Here is a 25,023-nt window from a genome sequence, read left to right on the forward strand (position 1 = left end):
TCAGCGATCGTCCGGGTGGGGGCGGCGTCCCGGCCGACGGCCGCGCCGATCGGCACGACGGCTCGTCAGCAGCAGCCAGAGCGCCGGCAGCAGCAGGGCGGAGCCGAGCGGGTAGGCGAAGTCCTCCACGGGCGCCTGGCCCACGTAGGCACCCACCAGCAGCTCATGGCCGTAGTCGAAGAGCCCCGCGGCGATCATCACGTTGTCGAAGACCGCCGTGAGGGCCCACAGGGCCACCAGGGTGGCCGCCACGGCCCGCAGGTGCTCGCCCCGCACGCGGCCGACGAGGGCGGCGCCCACGAGCACGGCCAGGGCGAAGCCCACGAAGACGAGGACGAGGTCGAGGAAGGTCACCGGCTCCCCCGGTCGGTCGGATCGGCCGCCGTCGCGGCACGGGCGTCACCTCGCCGGCCGCGCAGCAGGCGCAGCGCCCCGGTGAACAGCACCATCGTGATCTGGCTGAGGAAGAGCAGGAAGAACCCCTCCTCCAGGGGCAGCTGGGGGGCGAGCATCACCCCGGTCATGTAGGGCGACTGCCGGTGCAGGAACACGCCTTCGGCGATCCCCCACAGGTCCCAGGCGAAGAAGTAGGCCACCCCGGCGGCCAGCACCAGCAGCGCCGGGAGCGGGCGATGCCACAGGAACAGCTCGAAGCGCCGGTCCACCAGCAGCATGCAGCCGATGACACCCAGCAGGGCCAGCAGGTAGATCATGCCGCCGCCCCCCGGGTCAGCGCCCACCCGATCAGCAGCAGGGTCACGAGGAAGCCGGTCACGTAGTTCAGCGGAAGGAACAGCTGCCAGCCGCGGTGGGCCGCGCCCGAGGTGGCGTCCGTGATGCGGCGGAAGCGCAGGGTGTTCACCACGTAGGGCACGGCCAGCAGCGCCGCGAGCGGGCCCGGCGGGTCGGTGGCCAGCAGCAGCAGGCCCGCCGCCGCGTACAGGCCGGCGGCGAGCAGGACGGTGCGCCGAGCGCCCAGCACGGTGGCCACCGAGGCCAGGCCCCCCTCCCGGTCCGGCACCACGTCCTGCACCGCCCCGAACATCTGCGAGGCCATGCCCCACAGGAAGAACGCCCCCAGCAGCGCCGCCAGGGCGGGCGTGGGGGTCGCCCCGGCCAGCGCGAGGCCGTAGACCGCGGGGGAGACGAAGTGGGTGGCGGAGGTGGCGGCGTCCAGGAAGGGCCGCTCCTTGAACCGCAGCCCCGCCCAGGAGTACGCCACCACCGCGAACAGGCTCACCGCGAGCACCAGCACGGCGGCCCACTCGCCCCGCACGGCGGACCAGCCCGCGAGCACGGCCACGAACGGCACGGGCAGCAGCACCGACCACGCCAGCACCCGGCGGCGCACCGCGGGGTCGCCCAGCACGGAGCCCTCCACACCCCCCTTGCGGGGGTTGCGCAGGTCCGAGGCGAAGTCGAACACGTCATTGATGCCGTACATGGCCAGGTTGTAGGGCACCAGGAAGAACACGACGCCCAGGACCACCAGCCACGCGGGCAGCCCCCCGGTCAGGATCGCGGCGGCGGCGAACGGGTAGGCCGTGTTCACCCAGCTGACCGGCCGGGACACCCAGAAGAGGGTGCGGATCATGTGCCGCTCCCCCCGGGGCCCGCGGGCCGGGCCCTGCGCGCGTCGTGGCGCAGTTCGTCCCGGACCACTTCGGCGGAGATCAGGCACATGGGCACCCCGATTCCCGGGCGCACCGAGGAGCCCGCGTACATCAGGCCGGCCACGTCCGCGTCCCGCACCGAGGGGCGGAACATGGCCGACTGCGCCAGCGTGTGCCCGGGGCCCAGCAGCGAACCCCGCCAGGCGTGCACGTCCGCGGCGAAGTCACCGGGCCCGTAGGTGCGCCGCACCACGATGCGCTCGGCCAGGTCGGGGATCCCGGCCCAGCGGGCCAGCTGATCGAGGGCCCGGTCCGCCACGGCCTCCACCTGGGCGTCCCCGGCGCGGTCCACCCGCCAGCCCTGGCCGTCACGGACCCGGATGCCGCCGCGCCCCCACCCCGGCTCGGCGGGGGCCGGGACGAGGATGAAGAGGTTCTCGTCGCCCTCCGGGGCCACGCCCGGGTCCGTGGCGGAGGTGCGCGAGACGTAGATCGACGTGTCCGCGGCGAGGTCCTCCCCCCGCTCGATGCGCCCGAAGTTGTCCTCCCAGTCCGCCGTGAACAGCAGGGTGTGATGGGCCAGCTGGGGCAGGGATCCGCGCACCCCCACGCACACGAGCACGCCGGAGGGGCCGGGGTCGCGCCGGTCCCACGTGGACTCCGCGACGCGCCGGCCGGGAGGCAGCAGACGGGTCTGCACGTGGTGCAGGTCCGCGGCGGCCACCACCACATCGGCGTCGAGGCGTCCCGCGGCGCCGTCGTCGGACCGCCAGGCGACGCCGGTCACCCGGCCCGGGCGGCGACGTCGGCCCTCGTCCCCGCGGGCTGCTCCCGGCCTGGGCAGGCGGGCGGCCAGGCGTCCGAGGCGGCCGGCGGGGGCGGGACGGTCCGCGACCTCCACGGCGGTCGCCTCGACCCCGGTGCGGATCTCCACGCCGGCCTCGCGCACGACCTCCGCCATGGCGTCCACGAGGGCCGCGAACCCGCCGAGGGGGTACTGCACGCCGTCGGCGAGGTCCAGATGGGACATCAGGTGGTACATGGCGGGGGCACGGTCGGGGGACGTGCCGAGGAAGACCGCCGGGTAGCCCAGGATCTGGCGCAGCCGGGGGTCCTGGAAGCGGGCCGCGACGTGGGAGCGCAGGCCCCCCAGCAGCTGGGGCCCGAGGGCCGGCAGGGCGCGCAGGACGTCCGGGTGGGCCAGGGCGGCCGGCCGGCGGAAGTCCGTGTAGAGGAAGTGCTCCTTGGCGAGCCCGTAGATCCGGGACGCGGAGTCGAGGTAGGCCCGCAGCCGGCGCCCGGCGCCGGGCTCGAGGGACTCGAACAGCGTCTCCGCGTGGCCGGTGCGCACGTCCACGGGGGGCTCGTGGAGGTGCCCCTCGAAGTACACCCGGTAGCCGGGGTCCAGACGGCGCAGGTCCAGCCGTTCGGCGGCGGAGGTCCCCATGAGGCGGAACCAGCGGTCGATCACCTCGGGCATCAGGTACCAGGAGGGCCCGGTATCGAAGGTGAACCCCGCCTCGGACCAGCGTCCGGCACGGCCGCCCAGGACGGCGCCGCGCTCCAGCAGCGTCACCCGGTGCCCGTCGCGGGCCAACAGGCCCGCCGTGGCCAGTCCGGCGAAACCGCCGCCCACCACCACGGTGCGCGGGCCGAGAGCGGTGTCCCGGGCGCTCATCGGCGGCCTCCCCGGCGGCCCCGTGCCAGGACGCGGGCGGCGATCCGGGCCTTCTGATGGTCCGGCACCCGGACACGGCGGTGGGCCAGCTCGGCCGCCGGGGTCGCCTCGATCCGGTCCACCAGGGCCGCGAACAGTCCGTGCGCCAGGGCCACGGCGCGCCCGGCCCCGGGGTCCAGGACACGGATGCCGGGCAGGGCGGCGTCGAGGTCGGCGCGGACCTCGGCCACGAGCTCGGCCTTGCGGGCCTCGGTGAGCACGCCCGGTGCGGCACCGGGCAGGTAGGTGCGGCCCAGCTCGTGGTGGTCCGCGGCCAGGTCCCTGAGGAAGTTGACCTTCTGGAACGCCGCCCCCAGCCGGGAGGCCTGCGCGCGCAGCTCCTGCCGCTGGCCCGGGGTCCGGGCCCGCGTGCCGGGGAGGGAGAGGAAGACCTGCAGGCACATCAGCCCCACCACCTCGGCCGAGCCGTGGATGTAGGCGTCCAGGGACTCGGCGCCGTGCTCGCGGATCCCCAGGTCCGCGCGCATGGAGGCGAAGAAGGGACGGGTCAGCTCCGGGGTGATGCCGTGGCGACGGGCCACGTCGGCGAAGGCGTGCAGGACCGGGTCGGTGGCGAAGCCCGACGCCATCGCGGCCTCACACGCCCGCTCGTAGTCGTCCAGGGCGGCGCGGACCCCGGCCTCGTCGAGCCCGGCGGCCACCGCGACGCCGTCGACCACCTCGTCGGCGACGCGGACCATGGCGTAGATCGTGGCCACGTCCTGGCGTGCCTGCCGGGGCAGGGTGCGGCAGGCCCAGGAGAAGGACGTGGAGTAGCGGCGGATCACCTGGGCCGCTGCGGTGTGGGCCGTCCGCGTGTACAGCGCGGCAGGGCTCGGGGTGGGCGCGGCCATCTCAGGACCTCCGGGTCAGCACGGCGTGGCAGGCGTCGGCGAACTCCGCCCGGACCGTCTCGTCCAGGGGCAGGGCCGCGATGCGCTCGCGGGCGCGGACGGTGAGCTCGGCGGCGACGTCGAGGGCGTGCTCCCGGGCACCGGCCGCCTCGAGGGCGCGGCGGGCGGCCTCGATGTCCGCGGGGGTGGCCGGGCCCGCGTCGAGCAGGGCGCGGACGGCGGGGATGCGGCGGCCGTGGGCGGTGAGCACGGTGGCCTTGCCCTCGCGCAGGTCGCCGTCGGCGGACTTGCCGGTCTCCCCGGGATCGCCGAACACGCCGAGGACGTCGTCGATCACCTGGTAGGCGGCGCCGAGGTCGGCGCCGGCCTCGCCCATCGCCCGGGCGAGGTCGGGATCCGCCCCGGCCAGGAGGGCGCCGGCGCGCAGGGGCGCGCCGACCGTGTAGTGCGCCGTCTTGAGCCGTTGCATGGCGAGGATGCGGTCGGGATCGGGCTCCTCACCGGTGTGGCGGGACAGCCCCAGGAGCACGTCCTCGAGCTCGCCGGCCGCAGTCACGGCGGCGGCGTCGAAGACGACGGCGGCGGCCTCGGCGGCCCGGGCGGTGTCGGCGGCACAGGTGGCGGCGAGCCGGAACGCCTGGGTGAGCAGGACGTCCCCCGCGATGAGGGCGACGGCGACCCCGGCGTGGGCGGCGTCCGCGGCGGGCACCCCGCGGGCCTCGAGGCGGTGCCGGGCGGAGGCGTGCACGGCGGGCTGGCCGCGCCGCAGCACGTCCCGATCGATGACGTCGTCGTGGACGAGCAGCGCGGTGTGCAGCAGTTCGAAGGCGGCCCCGAGTCGGTCGACGGCAGCGCGGCCGGACGGAGGGACCGGGTCGGCGGTCGCCAGGCGCCAGCCGAGCTCGACGAGACGGGGGCGGATGAGCTTGCCGGCGCCCACATGGACGTGGAGCGAGTCGAGCAGCTCGGCGAAGGCGGCGGATCCGGGCGCCTGGGCCGCGGCGTGTCGGAGCGCGGCGTCCAGCTCGGCGGTCACCCCGGAGAGCGCGGCCTCGCCGCCCGTCCTCGCTTCACCCATGGCGCCTCCTCGGTGGCGGACACGACGCGGCACCGACCGCCGCACCTGTTCGACCGTCTAACTTCTGGACGCAGAAGACACTACGGGCCGCGCCGGTCCCGCGTCCATCCGCGGCGGTCCCGGGCGGCGCGATCTCACGACGCACGGGGCCGCCGGCGGGATCAGGCGTCGGCGGACGCCGTCTCCAGGGTGATCTCCGGGTCCACGATCTGACCCTCCCACTCACCGGAGACCCCGTACACGACGCAGTGCTTCTCGTCGGTGCCGTAGTTGCCCAGCTCGGAGGAGGTCAGGACGGCCCCGTTCAGCTGGTCCTCCTTCTCCTCGCTCAGGCGCTGGGCCTGGGCGGTGCAGGTCTGGGCGGCGGCGGGGTCGGCCTCCTCACCCTCGGCCACGGCCGGCACGGCCCACAGGTACTCCGCGGTGTGGGCGCCCTCGCAGTCGGTGGTCTCGAAGGAGGACAGGTCACGCGCGCCGAGCGGGGCGGTGAAGCACGTGCCGGCCTCGTAGTCGGCCGGGGCCGCGGACAGCGACGACGCCGAGGCGGACGAGGACTCCGCACCCTGCGTGGACGCGGAGGCGGGCGCCGTCGTCGAGGCGGACGCGTCGGCGTCGGACGAGTCCTGACCGCCGCACGCGGTGAGGGCCAGCAGCGCGGCAGCGGACAGGCCGGCAAGACGGGCGGAACGGGACAGGGCGGCGAAGGCCATGGGATGCTCTCCTGGAGTGACGTGGGACGCGCCGGGGTGTGGCGCCGACCTCAGCACTCTAGCCACGCCCGGCCGTCGGGATCGGGCCGAGGTGACGTGGCCCACATCTGATGGGCGGCCCGGCTCGCCTGCCACACTGAGAGGCATGCAGACCCCGGCCACGCCCTCCCCGCACGACCGCCCCTCCCCCGTCGTCCGACCGTGGATGGCGGCCTCGGACGTCCCGGTCGCAGGCCCCGACGACGTCGAGCGCGTGGTCCTGCTCTCCCCGGCGGGCGAGGCCGTGGGCACGGAGGCCAAGGCCGCGGTCCACCGCCGCACCGAGGACGGCGGCACGCCCCTGCACCTGGCCTTCTCCTGTCACGTGTACGACGAGGCCGGCCGGTTCCTGCTCACCCGCCGGGCGCTGGGCAAGGCGGCGTTCCCCGGGGTGTGGACCAACGGGTTCTGCGGGCACCCCGGCCCCGGCGAGTCCCCCGCGGAGGCCGTGCTGCGCCGCGCCCCGCAGGAGCTGGGCGTGGAGGTGTCCGACGTCGTCGAGGTGCTCCCCGACTTCCGCTACCGGGCCGCGGACGCCTCCGGCATGGAGGAGCACGAGGTCTGCCCGGTGTTCCGAGCCCGGATGCACGGCGACCCCGCCCCGGAGCGGGACGAGGTCGCGGAGTGGTGCTGGGTGGAGCCGGCCGGTCTGGCCGCCGCCCTGGCCGCCGTCCCCCGGGCGTTCAGCCCGTGGCTCGTGGAGCAGTGGCGGCAGGGGGCGTTCGACCCGCGGTGAGCGGGCGGCGCGGCCACGACGCGCGGGTCGTCAGCGGCCGTTGACGTCGTCGGCCGTGGACTGCACGGCCTCGTCCTGCCCCGGCTCGGCCTCGTCCTGCTGGCCCTGCTGTTCCTCGGCCAGGCGGTGGACCTCTGCGATGTCGAGGCCCTTGACCTGCTCGAGCAGCTGCTCGAGCGCGGTGCCCGGCAGGGCGCCGGCCTGGGAGAACACGAGCACGCCGCCGCGGAAGGCCATGAGCGTGGGGATGGAGGTGATGCCGGCCATCGCCGCCAGCTGCTGCTGGTCCTCCGTGTCGACCTTGGCGAACACGACGTCGTCGTGCTTCTCCGAGGCGGCCTCGAACACGGGGGCGAACTGGCGGCACGGGCCGCACCAGCCGGCCCAGAAGTCCACGAGCACGGTGTCGTTCTCGGCGACGGTGGAGCCGAACTCCTCGAGGGTCAGGTCCTTGGTGGCCACGGTGGGTCCTTTCGTCAGCGGGGCCGACGCGAGCGCGTCGGCGATCGTCCTGCCGACCACAACGGACGCCCCGCCGCACCTATTCCGCCCCACCCCCGCTTTCGTTCGGGAAACGGCGGCGTGTCCCGGCACTTTCGTTCGAGAAACGGGTGCCTTCCACGCACTGTCGTGGCCGAGACGGGCGCCGTCGTCGTCGCTTCCTAGACTGACCGCATGACCGCCACTCCCGCCCTGCCCCTGCTCGTGATCAACGGCCCCAACCTGAACCTGCTCGGCACCCGCGAGCCCGAGGTCTACGGCACGGCCACCCTCGACGACGTCCATGCGCTCACCGAGGCCCGCGCGGCCGAGCACGGGCTGACCGTTGACTTCCGACAGTCCAACCACGAGGGCGAGCTCATCGACTGGATCCAGGAGGCCCGCACCTCCCACGCGGGCGTCCTCATCAACCCCGCCGCGTACTCGCACACCTCCATCGCGATCCGCGACGCCCTCGCCGCCGTGGACCGGCCGATCGCCGAGGTGCACATCTCCAACATCCACCGGCGCGAGGCGTTCCGACACCACTCGCACGTCTCCGCCGTCGCCGACGTCGTGATCGCCGGGGCGGGCGTCCAGGGCTACGCCCTGGCCGTCGACTGGCTCGCCGCGGCTGTGCGCCGCTGAGCGCTGGTCAGACCCCGCCTGGCCGTGCCTAGGGTCGGTGCTACGAACCGGTGGCCGCATTCAGGCCGCCGGCACCCGACGACGAAGGAGTCACGCCATGGGCACCCAGGATCCCCGCGCCCGTCTGCTCGAGAGGCTCGCGAAGGTGCACGTCTGCATGCTGACCACCGCTGAGCGGGACGGCACGCTCGTCACCCGCCCGATGGGCCTGCAGCAGGCCGAGGACGGTGGCACGCTCTGGTTCATGACGCGCTCCACCTCCGACGTCGCCGCGGACGCTCCGCAGCGCCCGGTCAACGTCGCCGTGCAGGACAAGGACTTCTGGGCCTCCCTCGCGGGCCACGGTCAGCTCGTCCGCGACGACGCCCGCAAGAAGGAGTTCTGGAACCCGGCCACCGAGGCGTTCTTCGGTGAGGGCTCGAGCCCCGAGGATCCGCAGATCGTGCTCGTGCGCGTGGATGTGCAGACCGCCCAGTTCTGGGAGTCACCGGGCGCGGTGGCCACCGCCGTCGAGATGGTGAAGGCCAAGGTCACCGGCGGGACCGCCGAGCCGGGCGACAGCGAGACCGTCCGCTTCTGACGGCGCCTCCCGACGCCGGCCCCGCGGCTCCTCCGCGGACGGGCCGGTGAGCGCCGCGCGAGGGGCCTCGGCAGGTCAGTCGACGTCCTCGGCCGCCAGCTGGCCGCACGCGCCGTCGATCTCCTTGCCACGGGTGTCGCGCAGGGTGGTGGGGATGCCGGCGGCGTTGAGCCGGTCCACGAACTCGCGCGTCACGTCCTTCTCCGAGGCGGTCCAGATGGAGCCCGGCGTCGGGTTCAGCGGGATCGGGTTCACGTGCACCCAGCCCTTGCCCCGGGCGTTGAGCTTCTTGGCCAGCAGGTCGGCGCGCCACGCGTGGTCGTTCATGTCCTTGATGAGCGCGTACTCGATGGACACCCGGCGGCCGGTGGCCACGAAGTAGTCGTACGCGGCGTCGATCGCCTCGTCCGCCTTCCAGCGCGAGTTCACGGGGATCAGCTCGTCGCGCAGCTCGTCGTCCGGCGCGTGCAGGGACAGCGCGAACGTCAGCGGCACGCCCTCCTCGGCCAGCTTCCGGATGGCCGGCACCAGGCCCACGGTGGACAGCGTGATGTTCCGCGCGGACATGCCCAGGCCCTCGGGCGAGGGGTCCACCATGCGGTGCACGGCGGCCATCACGCGCTTGTAGTTGGCCAGGGGCTCACCCATGCCCATGAACACGACGTTGGTGACGCGGTCGGCGTCGTGCCCGCCGTCCTTGCGCTTGCCGCCCAGTCCGCCCTGGGCGATCACCTGGTTGGCCAGCACGATCTGCTCCACGATCTCCGCCGTGGACATGTTGCGGGTCAGCCCGGCCTGGCCCGTGGCGCAGAACGGGCAGTTCATGCCGCAGCCGGCCTGGCTGGACACGCACAGCGTCACGCGGCCGGGGTACCGCATCAGCACGGACTCCACGAGCGCGCCGTCGAACAGCCGCCACAGGAACTTGATGGTGTCCCCGCGGTCGGTCTCCATGCGCCGTACCTCGGTGAGCAGCGGCGGGAAGAACGCCTCCGCGATCGCCTCCCGCTTGTCCCTGGGCAGGTCCGTCATCTGCTCCGGATCGGTGGTGTAGTGCTCGAAGTAGTGCACCGAGAGCTGCTTGGCGCGGAACGCCGGCAGCCCGATCTCCTTGGCCTTCTCCTGCCGCTCCTTCAGCGTGAGGTCGGCCAGGTGGGTGGGCGGCTGGGAGACGCGCGGCTGCTTGAACTGCAGCTGCGGTCGGCCGTCCGGGCCCATCGGCTGGGTCCAGCCCTCGGTCTTCGGCATCACCTGGGGGCGCTCGGCGGTGGCGGCCTCGCGGCGCTTGGGCGCGGAGAGCTGGTGGCCGACGCCGGCGCGGCGCATGCGCTCTCGGTCCTCGGCGAGCTGGCGCGCCTCGGACTCGTCGATCAGGCCGCGCTCGGGGCGGCCGAGGGCCGGCTTGCCGGCGCGGTCCCTCTGGCGGTTCGGGGTGGGCTTCGATCCGGGGCGGCGGGGCTGGTAGTCAGACATCGGCACCATTCTCCCAGACGGGGCGGACTTCGCGGCGGGTCGCCTCCACGTCGACGGCGCCGCGCGGATTCCGCGTCCGGGGCAGCCCCCGCAGGACCCAGCGGACGACGACGCTGCGCACCGTCGCCGGCAGCGGCCGGTACAGGGTGCGCGCCAGCCCCCAGAGGCGTGCCTCCCGGACGGAGTCCCGCCCAGTCCAGGACCAACCGAGGCCGGCGCGCACGCGGCCTGGGAGGAGACCGGCGGTGACGAACCGGGCCAGGGGCATAGCCGCCCGCAGCGGCGCGGGGACGCCCTGGCCGGAGAACAGGTCGGCGGCGACCCGCCGCGCGTCGTCCGTGACCTCGAGCCGGGCCACCCGGTCGTCCCAGTAGTCCGCGAACGCCGCGCGGTCGACCGGCCAGGCGGAGGCGGGGACCTCGAGGCTCGTGGCGAGCGGGGCGTACCCGCGGTAGAGGCGGTCGGCGTCCTCGGCGTCGAGGGCGCCCCACATCCGGCGGCGCACCTGCTCCCCCATCGCATAGAGGGTGGCGGCCACCCAGAGCTGGGCGTCCGGGTCGGCGGCGTCGTAGGGGTGGCCTCCGGCGTCGAGCCCGCGGACCGGGCGGTGCGCCGCCCGCACCCGGTCGACGACCGCGTCGCGCAACGGCGCGGCCTCGGGGAGGGTGACCGCGTAGATGTAGGCGAGCGTGTGGCGGAGCCGGCGCATCGGGTCCTCGGTGAACCGGGAGTGGACGGCGACGCCGGCCCCCACCGGCCGGTGCGCCACCTGGAGCAGGATCGCCGCACCGGCGCCGGCGAGGATCACGGCCTCGCGGGCGAGGGCGGCCGCGGAGGTCGGGGCGGAGTGGCGGTCGGGGCGCATGGTCCCAGCCTCGCACCGGGCCGGGCGGAGGGGCAGGGGGCCGAGATGAACGGCGCCGTTCAGCTTCTGTTCATCTTGCTGTTCGCCTGCCGCTCGTGGCACCTCGATCCGAAAACCGCATGATTGCGCCGATTTCGCAGCATGCAGGCATGCGCGGCGGAGTGCCTCAGGTCACGTTGGTGAACACGGAGTTGCACCCTGGGAGGGAATCTGTAAACTTGTTCACAAGCAGTTCACCTAGCGTTTACGGAACGCGAGGTCGGGACTCCACCGAACTCATCACCCGCGGCCCCGCCGCGACGATCCGCCGGACTCATGGTCCGGCAACCGAAGGAGGTGCTCACCGTGAGCATCAACACGACCAGCCACCACCTGCCCACCGCCCCGAGCCCCCTCATGCAGCGCCACGTGCTCCAGCGCGTCGAGGAGACCCTCCTCCGCCGCTTCGAGGGCACCGTCACCGCCGAGACCGTCCGCTCGGTCGTCCGCGAGGTCGTCGCCGACCTCAAGCGCGGCGCCCGCATCACCACCTTCCTGCCGGCCCTTGCCGAGCGCGAGGCCACCCGCCGCCTCCAGGCCGCGACGCCGGCCCACGAGGCCATGGCCGTCGCCGCCTGATCCCTCACATCGACGCGAAGACCCGTCGGCCCGCCCCGCGAGGGGCCGTGGCCGGCGGGTCTTCTCGCCTCCCAGGACGCTTTCGTTCGGGAAACGGCGGGTGCCAGAACGCTTTCGTTCGGGAAACGGCGTGAACGCTCCGGGGCGCCGTTCCATCGCCGCCCACGCGAATCCGGCGTGCGGCGTCGTTTCCCACACGAAAGCACCGCGACACGCCGCCGTTTCCCGAACGAAAGCGCGGGGGGCCTCAGTCCTCGGCGACGCCCAGCGCTCGGCGCATCGGCAGGAACTTGGCCCGGATCTCCGTGACCTCCTCCTCGGGCACCGCTCCCGGGACCATCCCGCCCCCGGCCTGCAGCCGCACCCCGCCGGGCACCTGCTGGCCACAGCGCAGCGCCAGGGCGATCTCGCCGTCGCCGTCCTGGTCCAGCCACCCGACCGGCCCGGCGTAGCGGCCGCGGTCCACGGGCTCGACCTCCGCGATCACCCGCACCGCGTCCGGCGTGGGGGTCCCGCCGACGGCCGCCGTCGGATGCAGCGCGGCCACCACGTCCAGCACGGTCCCCCGCCCGTCCCGCAGCCGGCCGCGCACGGACGTGGCCAGGTGGTGCACGTTCGGCAGGGTCAGGACGGTGGGCACGGGGTCGTCGTCGGCAAGGTCGACGACGGGCGCCAGCGCGTCCAGCACCGACCGCGCGGCCCAGCGGTGCTCCTCCGCCAGCCGCGGATCGGAGGCCAGACGCTCGCGCAGCGCGGCGTCCTCCACCTCGTCCGCGCCGCGCGGCATGGACCCCGCCAGCACCCGCGAGCCCACGAGCCCCGCGTGCCGCGTGGCGAGGACCTCGGGCGTGGCGCCCAGCAGCCCGCCGACGGCGAACACCCAGGTCTGCGGGTACTCGCGGCGCAGGGCCCCGATCGCCCGCCACAGGTCGGCGTCGTCCGCGGGGACGGTCATCGTGCGGCTGATCACGACCTTCGCCAGCTCCCCGCCCGAGTCGGCCATCCGCGTCAGCAGCTCGCGCACCCCGGCCGCGTAGCCGACGTCGTCCCAGGCGCGGTCGGCGACGTCGGCGGGCAGGGGCACCGCACCGTCGGCCAGCAGCCGGGCTCCGCGGTCCGCGGCGACGGCGGCTGCGAGCGCGTCCGCGTCCACGTGCTGGGCCACGTCCCGCACGCCGGACGGCGTGGCGCGGCGCAGATCCGCGGGGATGCGCAGGACCGCGGGCTCGGGCGAGTCATCGGCGAAGGTCGAGGAGATCCAGCCCCGCAGCGAGGCCGTCGGGTCCGGTCGCCCGGCGACGGCGGCCTGCCACAGCGCGGAGAGCCGGCGGAGCCGGTCGGTGCCGTCCAGGAGCACGGTCCAGCCGCCCTCGCCCCGCCACGCGTCGTCCCCGTGCGCCCACAGCACCGCCCGGGCGAACGGGGGGACGGCGGCCTCGGGGGTCCCGGTCGCGGGGGTGCCGAGGTCCGGGAGCAGGGAGCGGGCAGACATGGCCCCCATTCTCTCCCACCTCGGCGGACCCCGCTCCGGGCCCGGGCCTCGGCCGCCGCCCCGACGGCGGGGGCGAGCGGCGTCGTCGTGCGCGGAGGGATCCCGTCAAGGCTTGCGCCGGCACACCCGACGTCGCAGGGTGGGGGCACCCGTTCACCTCGCGTTCAACCGACCGCCTTCCCCGGAGGACTCGCACCATGACCCCCATCCCCCCGGACCCCCACGCCGATCACGCACCGGCGGTGGACGACATGCCGCTGGACACGACGGCTGCGCCAGACACCCCCGCCGCGGTGGACCCGGTGCCGCACGGGATGGCCGCGCACGTGCTGGAGCGCGAGGTCGGGCCGCTGATGGCGCGCTTCCCCGGCGTGGCGGACGAGGCGACGGTGCGTCAGCTCCTGTTCGACTCCTACGCCGAGCTCGCCGCGACGAGCCGCCACCCGGAGATGCTGCCGACCACCGCGGTGCAGCATGCCGCCTCGCGCCTGCGCGCCAGGGCGATCAACCAGGGCAGCATCGAGTCGCGCCACCCGCGTGTGCTGTTCGTCTGCCACGGCAACGCCGGCCGCTCGCAGATGGCCGCGGCCCTGCTCGAGAACCGCACCCACGGCGAGGTCAGGGCCCGCTCGGCCGGCACGGAGCCCGCCGGCGAGGTCATCTCCACCGCGTTCGAGGCGATGAGCGAGATCGGCATCCCGCTGCACCACACGTACACCAAGGGCCTGGACCCGGACGTGCTCCGGGCCGCCGAGATCGTGGTGCTCTTCGACGGCGTGGATCAGTTCGAGATCCCCGAGGGCGCGCAGGTGCAGAAGTGGTCCGTGCCGTCGATCCGCGGCATGAGCCTCGAGCAGGTGCGCGGCGTGCGCGACGCCCTGGACCTGCAGGTCCGCGGTCTGATCGCCGATCTGGGGGAAGCCCCCGCCGCCCCGCTGCCGAGCGCGGACACCCGCGCCGACTGACCCCTTGACCCATACCCCCCTGGGGTATAGAACAGGGGGTATGAGCACGGACAGCACGACGACGGCGCCCGCCGCCGCCTCGCCCCTTCCGTCCGCCGCGGCGGACGCCTGCGACGGCCACCGGCCCCCGCACGAGGTCCACCGGGACAAGGCCAAGCACCTGGCGCGACTGCGCCGCATCGAGGGGCAGGTGCGCGGCCTCCACCGCATGGTGGACGAGGACGTGTACTGCATCGACGTCCTCACGCAGATCGCCGCCGTCACGAAGGCGCTGCAGTCCCTCAGCCTGAACCTCACCTCGGAGCACCTGCGTCACTGCGTGGCCGAGGCCGCGGTGCAGGCCGAGGCGGAAGGCCGCACCGAGCTCATCGACGAGAAGGTCGCCGAGGCGACGGCCGCCCTCGGCCGCCTGCTGCGCTGACCGGCGCCGTCGCTCCCCCCACCCCGACAGGAGTTCGAGATGACCACCACCGACCTGAAGATCACCGGCATGACCTGCGGCCACTGCGTCGCCTCCGTCCGGGAGGAGCTCGGCGAGATCGCCGGCGTCTCCGCCGTGGACGTGGACCTGAACGCCGGGGGCGTGTCCACCGCCACCGTCACCTCCGAGGGCCCCCTCGACCCCGCCGCCGCGCGCGCCGCCGTCGAGGAGGCCGGCTACACGCTGGTGGAGGCCTGACCCCATGACCCACCCCGCCTCCTCCACCCCGGCCGGCCCGCCGGCCGGGACCACCCGCCGCGTCGACCTGGACGTCACCGGCATGACCTGCGCCTCGTGCGTGGGCCGCGTCGAGCGCAAGCTGGGCAAGCTCGAGGGCGTCACGGCGTCCGTGAACCTGCCGCTCGAGCAGGCCACCGTCACCGCGCCCGCCGGCGTCTCGGACGAGGAGCTCGTGGCCGCCGTCGAGAAGGCCGGGTACGGCGCCACCGTGCGCCGTCCCGCCCCGCCGGCCGGACACGCCGGACACGCCGGGCACGCGCACACCTCCGAGCACGGCGAGGAGCATGCCGCGGACCATGACGGCGTGGACCACCACGACCACATGGCCCACGGTCCGAGTGAGGACATGCTCAAGCCGCGCCTGATCGGCGCGGCGGTGCTGACGGTGCCGCTCGTGCTGATCTCCATGGTCCCGGCGCTGCAGTTCCCGCACTGGGGCTGGGTCGCGTTCGCCCTGGCGGCGCCCGTGGCGCTGTGGGCGGCGTGGCCGTTCCACTCGGCGGCGTTCCGCGCGGCCCGGCACGGCTCGTCCACGATGGACACCCTCGTGTCCCTGGGCGTGCTCGTCTCCTTCTCCTTCTCGGCCGTGGAGCTGATCCTGGCGCCGGACATGACCGCCCACGTGGGCGGGACCATGGCGGAGATGGCCCACCACAGCCTGTACTTCGAGGCGGCCGCGGTCATCACCACGTTCCTGCTGCTGGGCCGCTGGCTCGAGGCCCGCGCCAAGCGTGAGGCCGGCGCCGCACTGCGGGCCCTCCTGGACCTGGGCGCGGCCCAGGCCACCCTCTACGACCCCGAGACCCACGACGAGCGCACGGTGCCCGCCGAGTCCCTCGCGCCGGGCGACGTCGTGCTGATCCGCCCCGGCGAGAAGGTGCCCACGGACGCCGAGGTGCTCGAGGGCACCTCGGCCGTGGACGCCTCCCTGCTCACCGGCGAGTCCGTGCCCGTGGAGGTCGGCCCCGGGGACGCCCTCACCGGCGCCACCCTGAACACCTCGGGCCGGCTCGTGGCCCGCGCGACGCGGGTCGGCTCGGACACGACGCTCGCCCAGATGGGACGGCTCGTCTCCGAGGCGCAGACCGGCAAGGCCCGCGTGGCCCGGCTGGCCGACCGCATCTCCGCCGTGTTCGTGCCGATCGTGCTCGGGATCGCCGTGCTGACCTTCGCGGTGTGGATGCTGGTGACCGGCGACCTGCCGTCCGCGCTGCGCGCCGGCGTGGCCGTGCTCGTGATCGCGTGCCCGTGCGCCCTCGGTCTGGCGACCCCGGTCGGCCTGCTGGCCGGCACCGGCCGCGCCGCGCAGCTGGGCATCCTCATCCGCGGCCCCGAGGTGCTCGAGGACTCGCGCACCGTGGACACGATCGTGCTGGACAAGACCGGCACCGTGACCGAGGGCCGCATGGCGCTGGCGGACGTGCTCGTCCTCGACCCCGCTTTCGTGGCCGAAACGGGCGCCTCCCGGAGCGCTTTCGTTGACGAAACGGCGCCGGACCAGGCCGCCGACGTCCTGCTGACCCTGGCGGCCGCCGTCGAGCGCGGGTCCGAGCACCCGATCGCCCGCGCGATCGTGGCCGGCGCCGAGGAGCGCGGCCTGACCGTGCCCGGCGTGGCGGACTTCGCCTCCACGGCCGGCGGCGGCGTGTCCGGGCTGGTCGCCCTCCCCCACGACGACGGCGCCCTCGGCTCCGGCGCGCACGGCGCCGCCGGCCCGGATCCGGTCCGCGTGGCCGTCGGCCGCGGCTCCGTCCTCGAGACCGCCCTCGACGGCGGCATCCTCGCCGAGCACCGGGCCGCGTTCGAGGCCGCGGAGCAGGCCGGCGCCACAGCCGTGTGGGTCGCGGTCGGCGGCCGCGTGGCGGGCGTCCTGTCCGTCCGGGACACCGTGAAGGACACCTCCGCCGACGCGATCGCCCGCCTGCGGCAGATGGGCCTGCGCCCGCTGCTGGTGACCGGCGACAACGCCGCCGTCGCCGCCCAGGTGGCGGAGGCCGTCGGGATCCCGGCCGCGGACGTGGTGTCCGGCGTGCGCCCCGAGGACAAGGTGGACGTGGTGACGCGCCTGCAGTCCGAGGGCGCCGTGGTGGCCATGGTGGGCGACGGCGTCAACGACGCCCCGGCGCTCGCCGCGGCGGACATGGGCATCGCCATGGGCTCGGGGACGGACGTGGCCCGCGAGGCCGCGCAGATCACCGTGATGGGCGACGACCTGCACCAGGTGGTCCAGGCGCTCGACCTGAGCCGCCGCACCCTGGGGATCATCCGGATGAACCTGTTCTGGGCGTTCCTCTACAACGTGCTCGGCATCCCGGTCGCGGCCCTGGGCCTGCTCAACCCGATGATCGCCGGCGGCGCGATGGCGGCCTCGAGCGTGCTCGTGGTGCTGAACTCGCTGCGGCTCACCCGCTACGCGCGCTGAGCCGGGGCGGGGCGCGGGCCGGGTCCACCCCGGCCCGGCCGGCCGGTCAGGGCAGGCATTCGCGGGAGTACTCGAGCCACTGCTCGAGCTCCCCGGACTCCTCCCAGAGCTGGTAGAGCTCGGAGCAGGAGGGCTCGCGGATGACCACGCCGATCAGCTCGCGCAGGGTCTCGATGTCCTCGTCCGAGAACTGGTCGATGAAGGCGGTGAGGTCCACCTCGTCCGTCTCCGCGTGCTCGAGCAGGGCCTCGAGGTCCGCGTGGTCCTCGTTCCGGGCGATCCGCACGAGCGCCCCGAGGGTGAGGAGTGCGGCGCCCTGGCTCGCGGTCAGGTAGCCCTCGTCCTCGTCGCGACGGAAGTTCCTGCGGAACTCGTCCAGGTCGAAGGTGCCGTCGAGGACCTCGTCCACGATGTCCAGCGCGGTGTCGTTCTGGAAGACGTTTCTGCCCCATGCACCCATGACCTGACCCTAGGCCCGGGGCGGGCCCCCGGCAAGAGTCCTGTGGTGTCCCGCCGAGGGGTGCCGTCGCCTCCGCTTCCGGTGTCCGCGGCGGTTCCTAGACTGGGCGGCATGAGCACCGAGCCGACCCCCTCGTCCGCCGCCCCCGAGACCGAGCCCGCCGCGCCGTCGTCGTCCGGGCTGCCGCAGGCCGCCCCGCAGGCGGCGTGGCCCGAGCGCGTGGAGACCGGCGAGCACCAGGTGTCCTACCGGGTCACCGTGGCCGCGCCGGCGCACGAGCTGTGGGCGATGCTCGCGGACCCGCACCGCCATCACGAGGCGGACGGGTCCGGGACCGTGCGGCCGAAGGTGAGCGGGCCGCACCGGCTGGCCGTGGGCGACCGGTTCCGCGTGGCCATGCGGAAGTACGGGGTGCCGTACACGATGCCGCTGACCGCCACCGCCGTGGACGAGGACGAGCTCGTGGAGTGGGCCCACCCGGGCGGACATCGGTGGCGCTGGGCGTTCCGAGACAACGGGGACGGCACCACCGAGGTCACCGAGACCTTCGACTACTCGTGGGCCCGGCCGGCCGTGCGCCGCGCGTACGAGCTGCTGCGGGTGCCGGCGGACAACGGGCGGGGCATCCAGTCGAGCCTCACGCGGCTGGCGGGCCGCCACCTCTGAACCGACCGCGTCTCCGCACTTTCGTTCGGGAAACGGCGGCGTGTCGGGCACTTTCGTTCGGGAAACGGCGGCCCTCACGCCGTTTCTCGAACGAAAACGCGCTGGGGACCGCCGTTTCCCGAACGAAAGCGGGGGGTGCGGGGGTCAGACGGCGGACCAGTGGGTCGCGGCCGGCAGCTGCGCCAGGTGCGGGGTGACGAGCGCACGCCACGCGAGGAACGAGTCGGACTCGCGGAAGGCCACGGTGTGGTCCTCGAGCGTGCGCCAGCCGATCAGCAGCCGGTAGCGCGCCGGGTCCTCCACCTGCCGGGACAGCGCGAAGGACGTCGCGCCCCCGTCCCGGAACAGCGGCTCGGCCTCGGCGACGGCGGCCTCGAACGCCGCCTCCGCCCCCGCGGCCACGTGCAGCTCCACCGACTCGACGACCGGCCCGGCCGTCGTCGCGTCCTGCCCGACGCTCATGCGTGCACCCGCGGGCTCGTGGAGTGGCCGGTGAACCAGGCGACGAGCTGGCCGTCCGCCTCGATGCCGACCTCGATCATGCGGTCGCGACCGAACTCCACCGACTGGCGGGCGGTCGCCACGAGGTGCGCGCCGAGCCTGGCGGGCGCCACGTAGGTGATCTCGGCGCGCCGGGTGACGGGCGCGGCACCGAAGGTCGCCACGCAGTACGCCAGCGCCGAGTCCGCAAGGTGGAACAGGAAGCCGCCGTGGCAGATCTCGTGCGAGTTCACCATGTCCGCGGTGACCTCGCGGTGCAGCACCACGCGCCCCTCGGCCACCTCGCCGAGGGTGACGCCGTGCTCGCGCACCGCGGGGTCGTTCGCGTAGATCTCCTCGAGGCGGGCGAGGATCTCGTCCCGGCTCTGGCCGGACGAGCTCTGGGGAGTCTCAGTCATGGGCCCATTGTGTCGCACGTCGCGCCGCTCCGCGCCTAGGGTGGCGGCGTGACGCAGACCACCTCCACCCTCGTGCGCCTCCGCGCCCGCGACGGCTTCGTGCTCGCGGCCCGCCACTTGGCCCCCATGACGACGCCCCCGGCCTCGCCTGCCGGCACCGTGGTGATCGCCTCGGCGACCGGGGTGAAGGCCACGTACTACCGGCGCTACGCCGAGTTCCTGGCCAGCCACGGGTTCCACGCGGTCACGTTCGACTACCGGGGTGTCGGGGAGTCCCGTGAGCCGTTCGCCGTGGCGCGGCGGGCGCGGTGGGCGGACTGGGGCGCCCTCGACGCGGACGCCGTGCTCGGCTGGGCCCGGACGCGCCTGCCCGGCCCCCTCCTGACGGTGGGCCACAGCTTCGGCGGGTTCGGCGTCGGGCTCGCGGACGAGGCGCGTCACGTGGCCCGGCACGTGGCCGTCGGCGGGCAGCACGCCTACTGGCGGGACTACCGGGCGCGGCCGGGGAGGGCGCGGATGTGGGCGCGCTGGCACGCGGCGATGCCGGCGATCACGCTGGCCCGCGGGCACTTCCCGGGGCGGCGGCTCGGCTGGCTCGAGGACCTGCCGCGCGGGGTCGCCCTGGACTGGGCGCGCAGTCGCCGCGACTTCACCGCGAGCGCCCGCACCACCGCCGGCCGGGACGAGCTGCGCCGTCGTCTGGCCGCGTTCACGGCGGACGCGCTGATCGTGGCGCCCGTGGACGATGACTTCGGCACCGACGCCGCCCTCGACCGCGCGGACGCCTACTCGCCGGGTCGGCGGACGGTGCGCTGGCGGGTGCGGCCGGAGGAGCTCGGTGTCGCGGAGATCGGGCACTTCGGACTGTTCCACGCGCGGTCCGCGCCGACCTTCTGGCCGGCCACGCTGGAGTGGCTGCGCGACGGGGTCGCCCCGGACGCGGCCCGCTGAGGCTCGGGCGTCGGGCGCGCTGCGGCCCGCCCCGTCCCCGCGACGACGACGGCGGCCGCCCCGGCCCGGATCTCCGGGTGGGACGACCGCCGTCGCACTGGTGCGCGTGATGTGTCGATACTACCCCGCGCCCAGCCGACGCCCAGGCGACACGTCAGTCCTGCATCGCGTAGTCGATCACGACGCGGCCCTCGATCTTGCCGTGGCGCATCTCGTCGAACACGTCGTTGATCTCGGTGAGCGGACGGGTGTGGAACGTCGGGTGGATCTTCCCGGCCGCGTAGAACTCGAGTGCCTCGACCATGTCCTGCCGGGTGCCCACGATCGAACCGCGGATGGTCAGGCCCTTGAGGACGATGTCGAAGATCGGCGCGGGGAAGTCGCCCGGGGGCAGGCCGTTGAACACGATCGTGCCGCCGCGGCGGGTCATCGCGATGGCCTGGCCGAACGCCTGCGGGTGCACGGCCGTGACGAGCACGCCGTGGGCGCCGCCGATCTTCTCCTGGATCTCCACGGAGGGGTCCGCGACGTTCGCGTTCACGGTCAGCTCCGCGCCGTGCCGGGAGGCGAGCGCCAGCTTGTCGTCCGCGACGTCCACGGCCACCACGCGCATGCCCATCGCCACGGCGTACTGCACCGCGATGTGCCCCAGGCCGCCGATGCCGGAGATCACGACCCACTGCCCGGGCCGCACCTCGGTCTGCTTCAGCCCCTTGTACACCGTGACGCCGGCGCACAGGATCGGGCCGACCTCCATCGGGTCCGCGCCCTCGGGGATCACGGGCGCGTAGCGGGCGTCCACGAGCATGTACTCACCGAACGAGCCGTCCACGGAGTAGCCGCCGTTGACCTGCTCCTCGCACAGCGTCTCCCACCCGGTGCGGCAGTACTGGCAGTGGCCGCACGCTCGCCACAGCCACGCGTTGCCGACCATGTCCCCGACCTTGAGGTTCTCGACGTCGGGTCCGACCTCCTCGACGATGCCCACGCCCTCGTGGCCCGGGATGAACGGCGGGGTCGGCTTCACCGGCCAGTCGCCCTCCATCGCGTGCAGGTCCGTGTGACAGACGCCCGAGGAGATGAGCTTCACGAGCGCTTCGTGCTGGCCGGGCGTCGGACGCTCGACCTCCTTGACGTCGGCCTCTGTGCCGAACTGGGTGACGACGGCTGCCTTCATCGTGGTCATGGGGGATCACCTTTCGTGGAGTGGGGAGGGGGCGTGCAGTGCCGGAGTCGGCTCAGAAGAACCCGAGCTTGTCCTCGGAGTAGGAGACGAGCAGGTTCTTGGTCTGCTGGTAGTGGTCGAGCATCATCAGGTGGTTCTCACGGCCGATGCCGGAGGACTTGTACCCACCGAACGCGGCGTGGGCCGGGTAGGCGTGGTAGTTGTTCACCCACACGCGGCCGGCCTGGATCGCCCGGCCCGCGCGGTAGGCGGTGTTGCCGTTCCGGGACCACACGCCGGCGCCGAGCCCGTAGAGCGTGTCGTTGGCGATCCGCATGGCGTCGTCGAAGTCGGTGAACGTGGTCGTCGAGACCACCGGCCCGAAGATCTCCTCCTGGAAGATGCGCATCGAGTTGTCCCCACGGAAGATCGTGGGCTGCACGTAGTAGCCGCCGGCCAGCTCCCCCTCCATCTCGGCGCGGGCGCCGCCGATCAGCACCTCGGCGCCCTCCTGACGGCCGATGTCCAGGTAGGACATGATCTTCTCGAGCTGGTCGTTGGAGACCTGGGCGCCCATCATCACGTCCGTGTCGAGGGGGTTGCCGGTGACGATGCGCGAGGTCCGCTCCACGACGGCGTCGAGGAACTTCTCCGCGATCGACTCCTGCACGAGCGCACGCGACGGGCACGTGCAGACCTCGCCCTGGTTCAGCGCGAACAGGGTGAAGCCCTCCTGCGCCTTGTCCCAGTAGGCGTCGTCGGCCGCCATGACGTCCTCGAAGAAGACGTTGGGCGACTTGCCGCCCAGCTCCAGGGTCACCGGGATGATGTTCTCCGAGGCGTACTGCATGATCAGCCGGCCCGTCGTCGTCTCGCCCGTGAACGCGATCTTGCGGATGCGCGGCGACTGCGCGAGCGGCTTGCCGGCCTCGAGGCCGAAGCCGTTGACCACGTTGACGACGCCGGCCGGCAACAGGTCCGCGATCAGCTCGATGAACACCATGATCGAGGCCGGGGTCTGCTCCGCGGGCTTGATCACGACGGCGTTGCCCGCGGCCAGCGCGGGCGCCAGCTTCCACACCCCCATCAGCAGCGGGAAGTTCCACGGGATGATCTGGCCGACCACGCCGAGCGGCTCGTGGAAGTGGTAGGCGACGGTGTCCTCATCCAGCTGGGACAGGCGGCCCTCCTGCGCTCGGATCGCGCCGGCGAAGTACCGGAAGTGGTCGATGGCCAGCGGGACGTCCGCGTTGAGGGTCTCCCGGACGGCCTTGCCGTTGTCCCACGTCTCCGCGACCGCCAGCATCTCGAGGTTCTCCTCCATGCGGTCCGCGATGCGGTGCAGCACGAGCGCCCGCTCGGCCGGCGAGGTGGCGCCCCAGGCCGGGGCGGCCTTCCAGGCGGCGTCGAGGGCGGCGTCGATGTCCTCGGCCGTGCCGCGGGCGACCTCGCAGAACACCTTGCCCGTCACGGGCGTGACGTTCTCGAAGTACTGGCCCTTGACCGGGGGTGTCCACTCTCCGCCGATGAAGTGCTCGTAGCGGGACTTGAACTCGACCTTGGCTCCCTCGGTGCCCGGGAATGCGTAGACGGTCATAGTGCTGGCTCCTTTGCCTGCGGTTGCCTCGGCGCCGGGTGGCGCCCTGCCGTGGCTGTGACCCTAGTCACAAGGAGGTTGCACGAAGGTTGCAGCCGGGCGGGGGTGAGGGGCGGGCCGGGTCAGGCCAGGTCCCGCTCGATCCGCTCGAGCGTGGACACGGCGAGCGCGCGCCGCGGCGAGTCCGTCGGCAGCAGACGCAGGGCGGCGCCCCAGAGCTCGACGTCGTCGCGGGCCTCGGGGCGGCCCAGGTAGGCCCAGAGCTGTTCGACATCCGCGTCCTGGGCGACGGCCTCGCGCAGCGCCTCCCCCAGCTCCGCGCGGATCGAGGCGACACCGGGGGACGCCGACCGCGGCAGCACCGGCCCAACCGCCGCGTGCAGCGCACGGTCCAGATCCCCGGCGCGCAGCGCCTCCCGCGCGCACAGCAGGTCCGCGTGCACCTCCCCCACGAGCCGGTACGGCCGGGACAGCAGCTCCACCGGCGCCCCCACGTCCCGCAGCGCCCGGCGGAGTCGATGCACCTCGGCGCGCAGCGAGATGGCGCGGGCGGGGGCGTCGCCCGGCGCGGACCGGGGCCCGGCCATCTCCTCGGGATACAGCGCGACCTCGAGCTCGGCGCCGGTCAGGCCCGGGCCGTGCCACGCGAGGAGGGTGAGGATCTCGGCGTGCCGGCCGGTGAGCTCGACCCCGTCCAGCGTGGGCGGCAGGTGGCCGGTGACGCGCAGCAGGCCCGCGGCCTCGTCGTGGCGGTGCGGCGCGCCGGCGGGGCTCGGCCCCGGCGAGGCGGACGGCGGAGCCGAGGGGCCCGGCGTCGGGACGGTGCCGCGGGAACGGCCCCGGGACGGGGCGGGCAGGTCCCGCCAGGCGGCGTGCACGGCGTCCACGGTGGCCTGGAGCAGCGGCAGGGCGAGGTGGCTGACGGCGTCCTCCCCGCCCGTGAGGTCCAGGACCCCGACGAGCCGCCCGGTGGCCGGGTCCGTGAGCGGGACGGCCGAACAGCTCCACGGGTGCACGCGCGGGCTCAGGTGCTCGCCGCGGCTGACCTGCGTGGGGGCGCCGGTCGCGAGGACGATGCCGGGGGCGGAGGTGCCCATGGACGCCTCGGACCAGTCGGCGCCGGCCACGAAGCCCATGGTCTCGGCGTGGCGCACCGCGGTCCGGTCGCCCTCGACCCACAGCAGGTGGCCGCGCGCGTTGCCGATCGCGGCGAGCATCCCGGCCTCGGCCGCGGGGTGGATGAGCATGCGTCGGACCACCGGCAGGGCCACGGCGAGGCGCTGGTCTCGGCGGGCGGCGGCGAGGTCGTCGTCGGAGAGGGTGGCCGGGTCGGTCTGACCGGGCACCGCGGCCGCGGTCGCGGACGCCCCGGCGTCGAGGGCCGACCCCGCGGGGGTGAGGGCGCCGAGGGAGCGCAGCCAGGACTCGCGGATCTCCCGCCGCAGCCCCTGGAGGGCGGCGCGCAGGCCCTGGTCCGCGCCGGTCGGAGCGGTGGACGACGACGGCGCGAGCGACAGGCGGACCGAGTCGAGGGACTCGTGGGCCCGGTCCACGGCGCGTCGGTAGGCGCCGGTGGCGAGGGTCGAGCTCATCCTGAGCCGGCCATCAACCGCGAACGGATCAGGAACCGCTTGCCCTCGGGCGCCTCGACGGAGAAGCCGGAGCCGCGCCCGTCCACCACGTCCAGGGTGAGGTGGGTGTGCTTCCAGTACTCGAACTGGGCGGCGGACATCCAGAACGGGATCTCCACGGCGGCCTGGTCCCCCTCGGCCGGCAGCGCGAAGGTGCCCAGCAGGACGTCGGCGGCGCCGGTCGTGAAGTCGCCGGCGGGATAGCACATGGGCGCGGACCCGTCGCAGCAACCGCCGGACTGGTGGAACATGAGCGGGCCATGGATCGGGAGGAGTCGGCGGATCAGCTCGAGCGCCGCGGACGTCATGGCGACGCGGGACAGGGTCTCGCCCGGCATCTCGGGGCGAGCCTCGAGCGCGGGCGCATGCTCCGCCGACGAGGACGGCACGGTCATCGCGGCCTCCTGGGGATGGGCGATCGTCGGTCCCCCCCCCACCCTAGCCTGCAACGTGATCCACGTCACCCCACCTGGCGTCATGGGAGCGCCCCGGAGGGTGCACCGGGGGGCTGGGTCGCGCGCAGGGCCGCGCGCAGGGCCAGGTGCTTCGCCGCGAGCCAGACGTTTCGGCTGCAATCAGGGGCTGATCACGACCGAAATGTCTGGCTCACGGCGCAGGGGGTGGGGAGGGGAGGAGGGCTGGG

At 74.3% G+C, this 25,023-nt stretch carries 28 protein-coding genes; 10 read left to right on the forward strand and 18 right to left on the reverse strand.

The window, feature by feature from the left end; all coding sequences use genetic code 11:
• From crtYh to MLUT_RS22080, 7 genes are all read right to left on the reverse strand, one after another.
• On the reverse strand, positions 1-354 hold the full coding sequence (crtYh, locus tag MLUT_RS22050) for a C50 carotenoid gamma-cyclase subunit beta CrtYh (RefSeq protein WP_010079998.1): 354 nt from the start codon (positions 352-354) through the stop codon (positions 1-3).
• Positions 351-740 carry a C50 carotenoid gamma-cyclase subunit alpha CrtYg gene (gene crtYg, locus MLUT_RS22055; protein ID WP_010079997.1) on the reverse strand — a complete coding sequence of 130 codons (390 nt, stop codon included), beginning with the start codon at positions 738-740 and terminating at the stop codon, positions 351-353. Before crtYg ends, crtYh begins: the two co-directional genes overlap by 4 nt.
• Positions 710-1,594 carry a prenyltransferase gene (locus tag MLUT_RS22060; RefSeq protein ID WP_010079996.1) on the reverse strand — a complete coding sequence of 295 codons (885 nt, stop codon included), beginning with the start codon at positions 1,592-1,594 and terminating at the stop codon, positions 710-712. The genes crtYg and MLUT_RS22060 overlap by 31 nt, the downstream gene beginning before the upstream one ends.
• A complete protein-coding gene (crtI, locus tag MLUT_RS22065; RefSeq protein ID WP_010079995.1) occupies positions 1,591-3,291 on the reverse strand; it encodes a phytoene desaturase family protein in 1,701 nt (566 codons plus the stop codon). The genes MLUT_RS22060 and crtI overlap by 4 nt, the downstream gene beginning before the upstream one ends.
• A complete protein-coding gene (locus MLUT_RS22070; RefSeq protein ID WP_010079994.1) occupies positions 3,288-4,184 on the reverse strand; it encodes a phytoene/squalene synthase family protein in 897 nt (298 codons plus the stop codon). Before MLUT_RS22070 ends, crtI begins: the two co-directional genes overlap by 4 nt.
• Position 4,185: 1 nt before the next feature.
• Positions 4,186-5,262 (reverse strand): polyprenyl synthetase family protein, encoded by a 1,077-nt coding sequence (locus MLUT_RS22075; RefSeq protein WP_010079993.1) that lies wholly within the window; start codon positions 5,260-5,262, stop codon positions 4,186-4,188.
• A gap of 161 nt (positions 5,263-5,423) precedes the next feature.
• The gene (locus MLUT_RS22080) at positions 5,424-5,972 is read right to left on the reverse strand and encodes a hypothetical protein (RefSeq protein ID WP_010079992.1); all 549 of its coding nucleotides are present in this window, start codon (positions 5,970-5,972) and stop codon (positions 5,424-5,426) included.
• Positions 5,973-6,117: 145 nt separating this feature from the next.
• On the opposite strand from MLUT_RS22080, the gene idi reads away from it, so the two are divergent.
• Positions 6,118-6,747, forward strand: a complete 630-nt coding sequence (idi, locus tag MLUT_RS22085) for an isopentenyl-diphosphate Delta-isomerase (protein ID WP_010079991.1) — start codon at positions 6,118-6,120, stop codon at positions 6,745-6,747.
• 30 nt (positions 6,748-6,777) lie between these two features.
• On the opposite strand, the gene trxA is transcribed toward idi, so the two are convergent.
• The gene (gene trxA, locus MLUT_RS22090; RefSeq protein ID WP_012751112.1) at positions 6,778-7,209 is read right to left on the reverse strand and encodes a thioredoxin; all 432 of its coding nucleotides are present in this window, start codon (positions 7,207-7,209) and stop codon (positions 6,778-6,780) included.
• Between the two features lie 213 nt (positions 7,210-7,422).
• Between trxA and aroQ the strand changes: the two genes are divergently transcribed.
• Positions 7,423-7,875, forward strand: a complete 453-nt coding sequence (gene aroQ / locus MLUT_RS22095; protein WP_010079989.1) for a type II 3-dehydroquinate dehydratase — start codon at positions 7,423-7,425, stop codon at positions 7,873-7,875.
• Between the two features lie 97 nt (positions 7,876-7,972).
• Complete coding sequence (locus tag MLUT_RS22100; RefSeq protein WP_010079988.1) at positions 7,973-8,455, forward strand: pyridoxamine 5'-phosphate oxidase family protein; 483 nt, start codon at positions 7,973-7,975, stop codon at positions 8,453-8,455.
• Positions 8,456-8,530: 75 nt separating this feature from the next.
• On the opposite strand, the gene rlmN is transcribed toward MLUT_RS22100, so the two are convergent.
• Both rlmN and MLUT_RS22110 read right to left on the reverse strand, forming a co-directional pair.
• Positions 8,531-9,703, reverse strand: a complete 1,173-nt coding sequence (gene rlmN, locus MLUT_RS22105) for a dual-specificity RNA methyltransferase RlmN (protein ID WP_474565894.1) — start codon at positions 9,701-9,703, stop codon at positions 8,531-8,533.
• A 217-nt stretch (positions 9,704-9,920) separates the two neighbouring features.
• Complete coding sequence (locus tag MLUT_RS22110) at positions 9,921-10,793, reverse strand: oxygenase MpaB family protein (protein WP_012751113.1); 873 nt, start codon at positions 10,791-10,793, stop codon at positions 9,921-9,923.
• 345 nt (positions 10,794-11,138) lie between these two features.
• Here MLUT_RS22110 and MLUT_RS22115 point away from each other — a divergent pair, with 345 nt between their 5' ends.
• The gene (locus MLUT_RS22115) at positions 11,139-11,411 is read left to right on the forward strand and encodes a three-helix bundle dimerization domain-containing protein (RefSeq protein WP_227448856.1); all 273 of its coding nucleotides are present in this window, start codon (positions 11,139-11,141) and stop codon (positions 11,409-11,411) included.
• Between the two features lie 247 nt (positions 11,412-11,658).
• On the opposite strand, the gene MLUT_RS22120 is transcribed toward MLUT_RS22115, so the two are convergent.
• Positions 11,659-12,903 carry an isochorismate synthase gene (locus MLUT_RS22120; protein WP_010079983.1) on the reverse strand — a complete coding sequence of 415 codons (1,245 nt, stop codon included), beginning with the start codon at positions 12,901-12,903 and terminating at the stop codon, positions 11,659-11,661.
• Positions 12,904-13,100: 197 nt separating this feature from the next.
• On the opposite strand from MLUT_RS22120, the gene MLUT_RS22125 reads away from it, so the two are divergent.
• From MLUT_RS22125 to MLUT_RS22140, 4 genes are read left to right on the forward strand one after another with little or no spacing between them, the layout of a single operon-like run.
• Complete coding sequence (locus MLUT_RS22125; RefSeq protein WP_010079982.1) at positions 13,101-13,868, forward strand: arsenate-mycothiol transferase ArsC; 768 nt, start codon at positions 13,101-13,103, stop codon at positions 13,866-13,868.
• Between the two features lie 40 nt (positions 13,869-13,908).
• On the forward strand, positions 13,909-14,289 hold the full coding sequence (locus MLUT_RS22130) for a metal-sensitive transcriptional regulator (RefSeq protein WP_010079981.1): 381 nt from the start codon (positions 13,909-13,911) through the stop codon (positions 14,287-14,289).
• 39 nt (positions 14,290-14,328) lie between these two features.
• Complete coding sequence (locus MLUT_RS22135) at positions 14,329-14,547, forward strand: heavy-metal-associated domain-containing protein (RefSeq protein WP_010079980.1); 219 nt, start codon at positions 14,329-14,331, stop codon at positions 14,545-14,547.
• A gap of 4 nt (positions 14,548-14,551) precedes the next feature.
• Positions 14,552-17,011: a heavy metal translocating P-type ATPase gene (locus tag MLUT_RS22140; protein ID WP_010079979.1), complete on the forward strand. Its 2,460-nt coding sequence runs from the start codon at positions 14,552-14,554 to the stop codon at positions 17,009-17,011.
• A 46-nt stretch (positions 17,012-17,057) separates the two neighbouring features.
• Here the strand turns inward: MLUT_RS22140 and MLUT_RS22145 are convergent, their stop codons facing one another.
• Positions 17,058-17,471, reverse strand: coding sequence for a DUF4259 domain-containing protein (locus MLUT_RS22145; protein ID WP_002856803.1), 414 nt, complete (start codon positions 17,469-17,471; stop codon positions 17,058-17,060).
• 111 nt (positions 17,472-17,582) lie between these two features.
• Between MLUT_RS22145 and MLUT_RS22150 the strand changes: the two genes are divergently transcribed.
• Complete coding sequence (locus MLUT_RS22150) at positions 17,583-18,137, forward strand: SRPBCC family protein (protein ID WP_010079978.1); 555 nt, start codon at positions 17,583-17,585, stop codon at positions 18,135-18,137.
• A gap of 144 nt (positions 18,138-18,281) precedes the next feature.
• On the opposite strand, the gene MLUT_RS22155 is transcribed toward MLUT_RS22150, so the two are convergent.
• Both MLUT_RS22155 and MLUT_RS22160 read right to left on the reverse strand, forming a co-directional pair.
• On the reverse strand, positions 18,282-18,599 hold the full coding sequence (locus MLUT_RS22155; RefSeq protein WP_010079977.1) for a putative quinol monooxygenase: 318 nt from the start codon (positions 18,597-18,599) through the stop codon (positions 18,282-18,284).
• Positions 18,596-19,036 carry a hotdog fold thioesterase gene (locus MLUT_RS22160; RefSeq protein WP_010079976.1) on the reverse strand — a complete coding sequence of 147 codons (441 nt, stop codon included), beginning with the start codon at positions 19,034-19,036 and terminating at the stop codon, positions 18,596-18,598. The genes MLUT_RS22155 and MLUT_RS22160 overlap by 4 nt, the downstream gene beginning before the upstream one ends.
• A gap of 48 nt (positions 19,037-19,084) precedes the next feature.
• Between MLUT_RS22160 and MLUT_RS22165 the strand changes: the two genes are divergently transcribed.
• Positions 19,085-19,987 carry an alpha/beta hydrolase family protein gene (locus MLUT_RS22165; RefSeq protein ID WP_010079975.1) on the forward strand — a complete coding sequence of 301 codons (903 nt, stop codon included), beginning with the start codon at positions 19,085-19,087 and terminating at the stop codon, positions 19,985-19,987.
• Between the two features lie 154 nt (positions 19,988-20,141).
• On the opposite strand, the gene adhP is transcribed toward MLUT_RS22165, so the two are convergent.
• From adhP to MLUT_RS22185, 4 genes are all read right to left on the reverse strand, one after another.
• Entirely contained in the window at positions 20,142-21,173 is a 1,032-nt protein-coding gene (gene adhP, locus MLUT_RS22170; protein WP_010079974.1) for an alcohol dehydrogenase AdhP, read from the reverse strand.
• Between the two features lie 52 nt (positions 21,174-21,225).
• Positions 21,226-22,749, reverse strand: coding sequence for an acetaldehyde dehydrogenase ExaC (gene exaC / locus MLUT_RS22175; RefSeq protein WP_012751114.1), 1,524 nt, complete (start codon positions 22,747-22,749; stop codon positions 21,226-21,228).
• 122 nt (positions 22,750-22,871) lie between these two features.
• Positions 22,872-24,341 carry a helix-turn-helix domain-containing protein gene (locus MLUT_RS22180; RefSeq protein ID WP_010079971.1) on the reverse strand — a complete coding sequence of 490 codons (1,470 nt, stop codon included), beginning with the start codon at positions 24,339-24,341 and terminating at the stop codon, positions 22,872-22,874.
• Positions 24,338-24,775, reverse strand: coding sequence for a DUF779 domain-containing protein (locus MLUT_RS22185; protein ID WP_010079970.1), 438 nt, complete (start codon positions 24,773-24,775; stop codon positions 24,338-24,340). Before MLUT_RS22185 ends, MLUT_RS22180 begins: the two co-directional genes overlap by 4 nt.
• Between the last annotated feature and the right edge of the window lie 248 nt (positions 24,776-25,023).

The organism is Micrococcus luteus NCTC 2665 (genome assembly GCF_000023205.1).
In the GTDB taxonomy this organism is placed as follows: domain Bacteria; phylum Actinomycetota; class Actinomycetes; order Actinomycetales; family Micrococcaceae; genus Micrococcus; species Micrococcus luteus.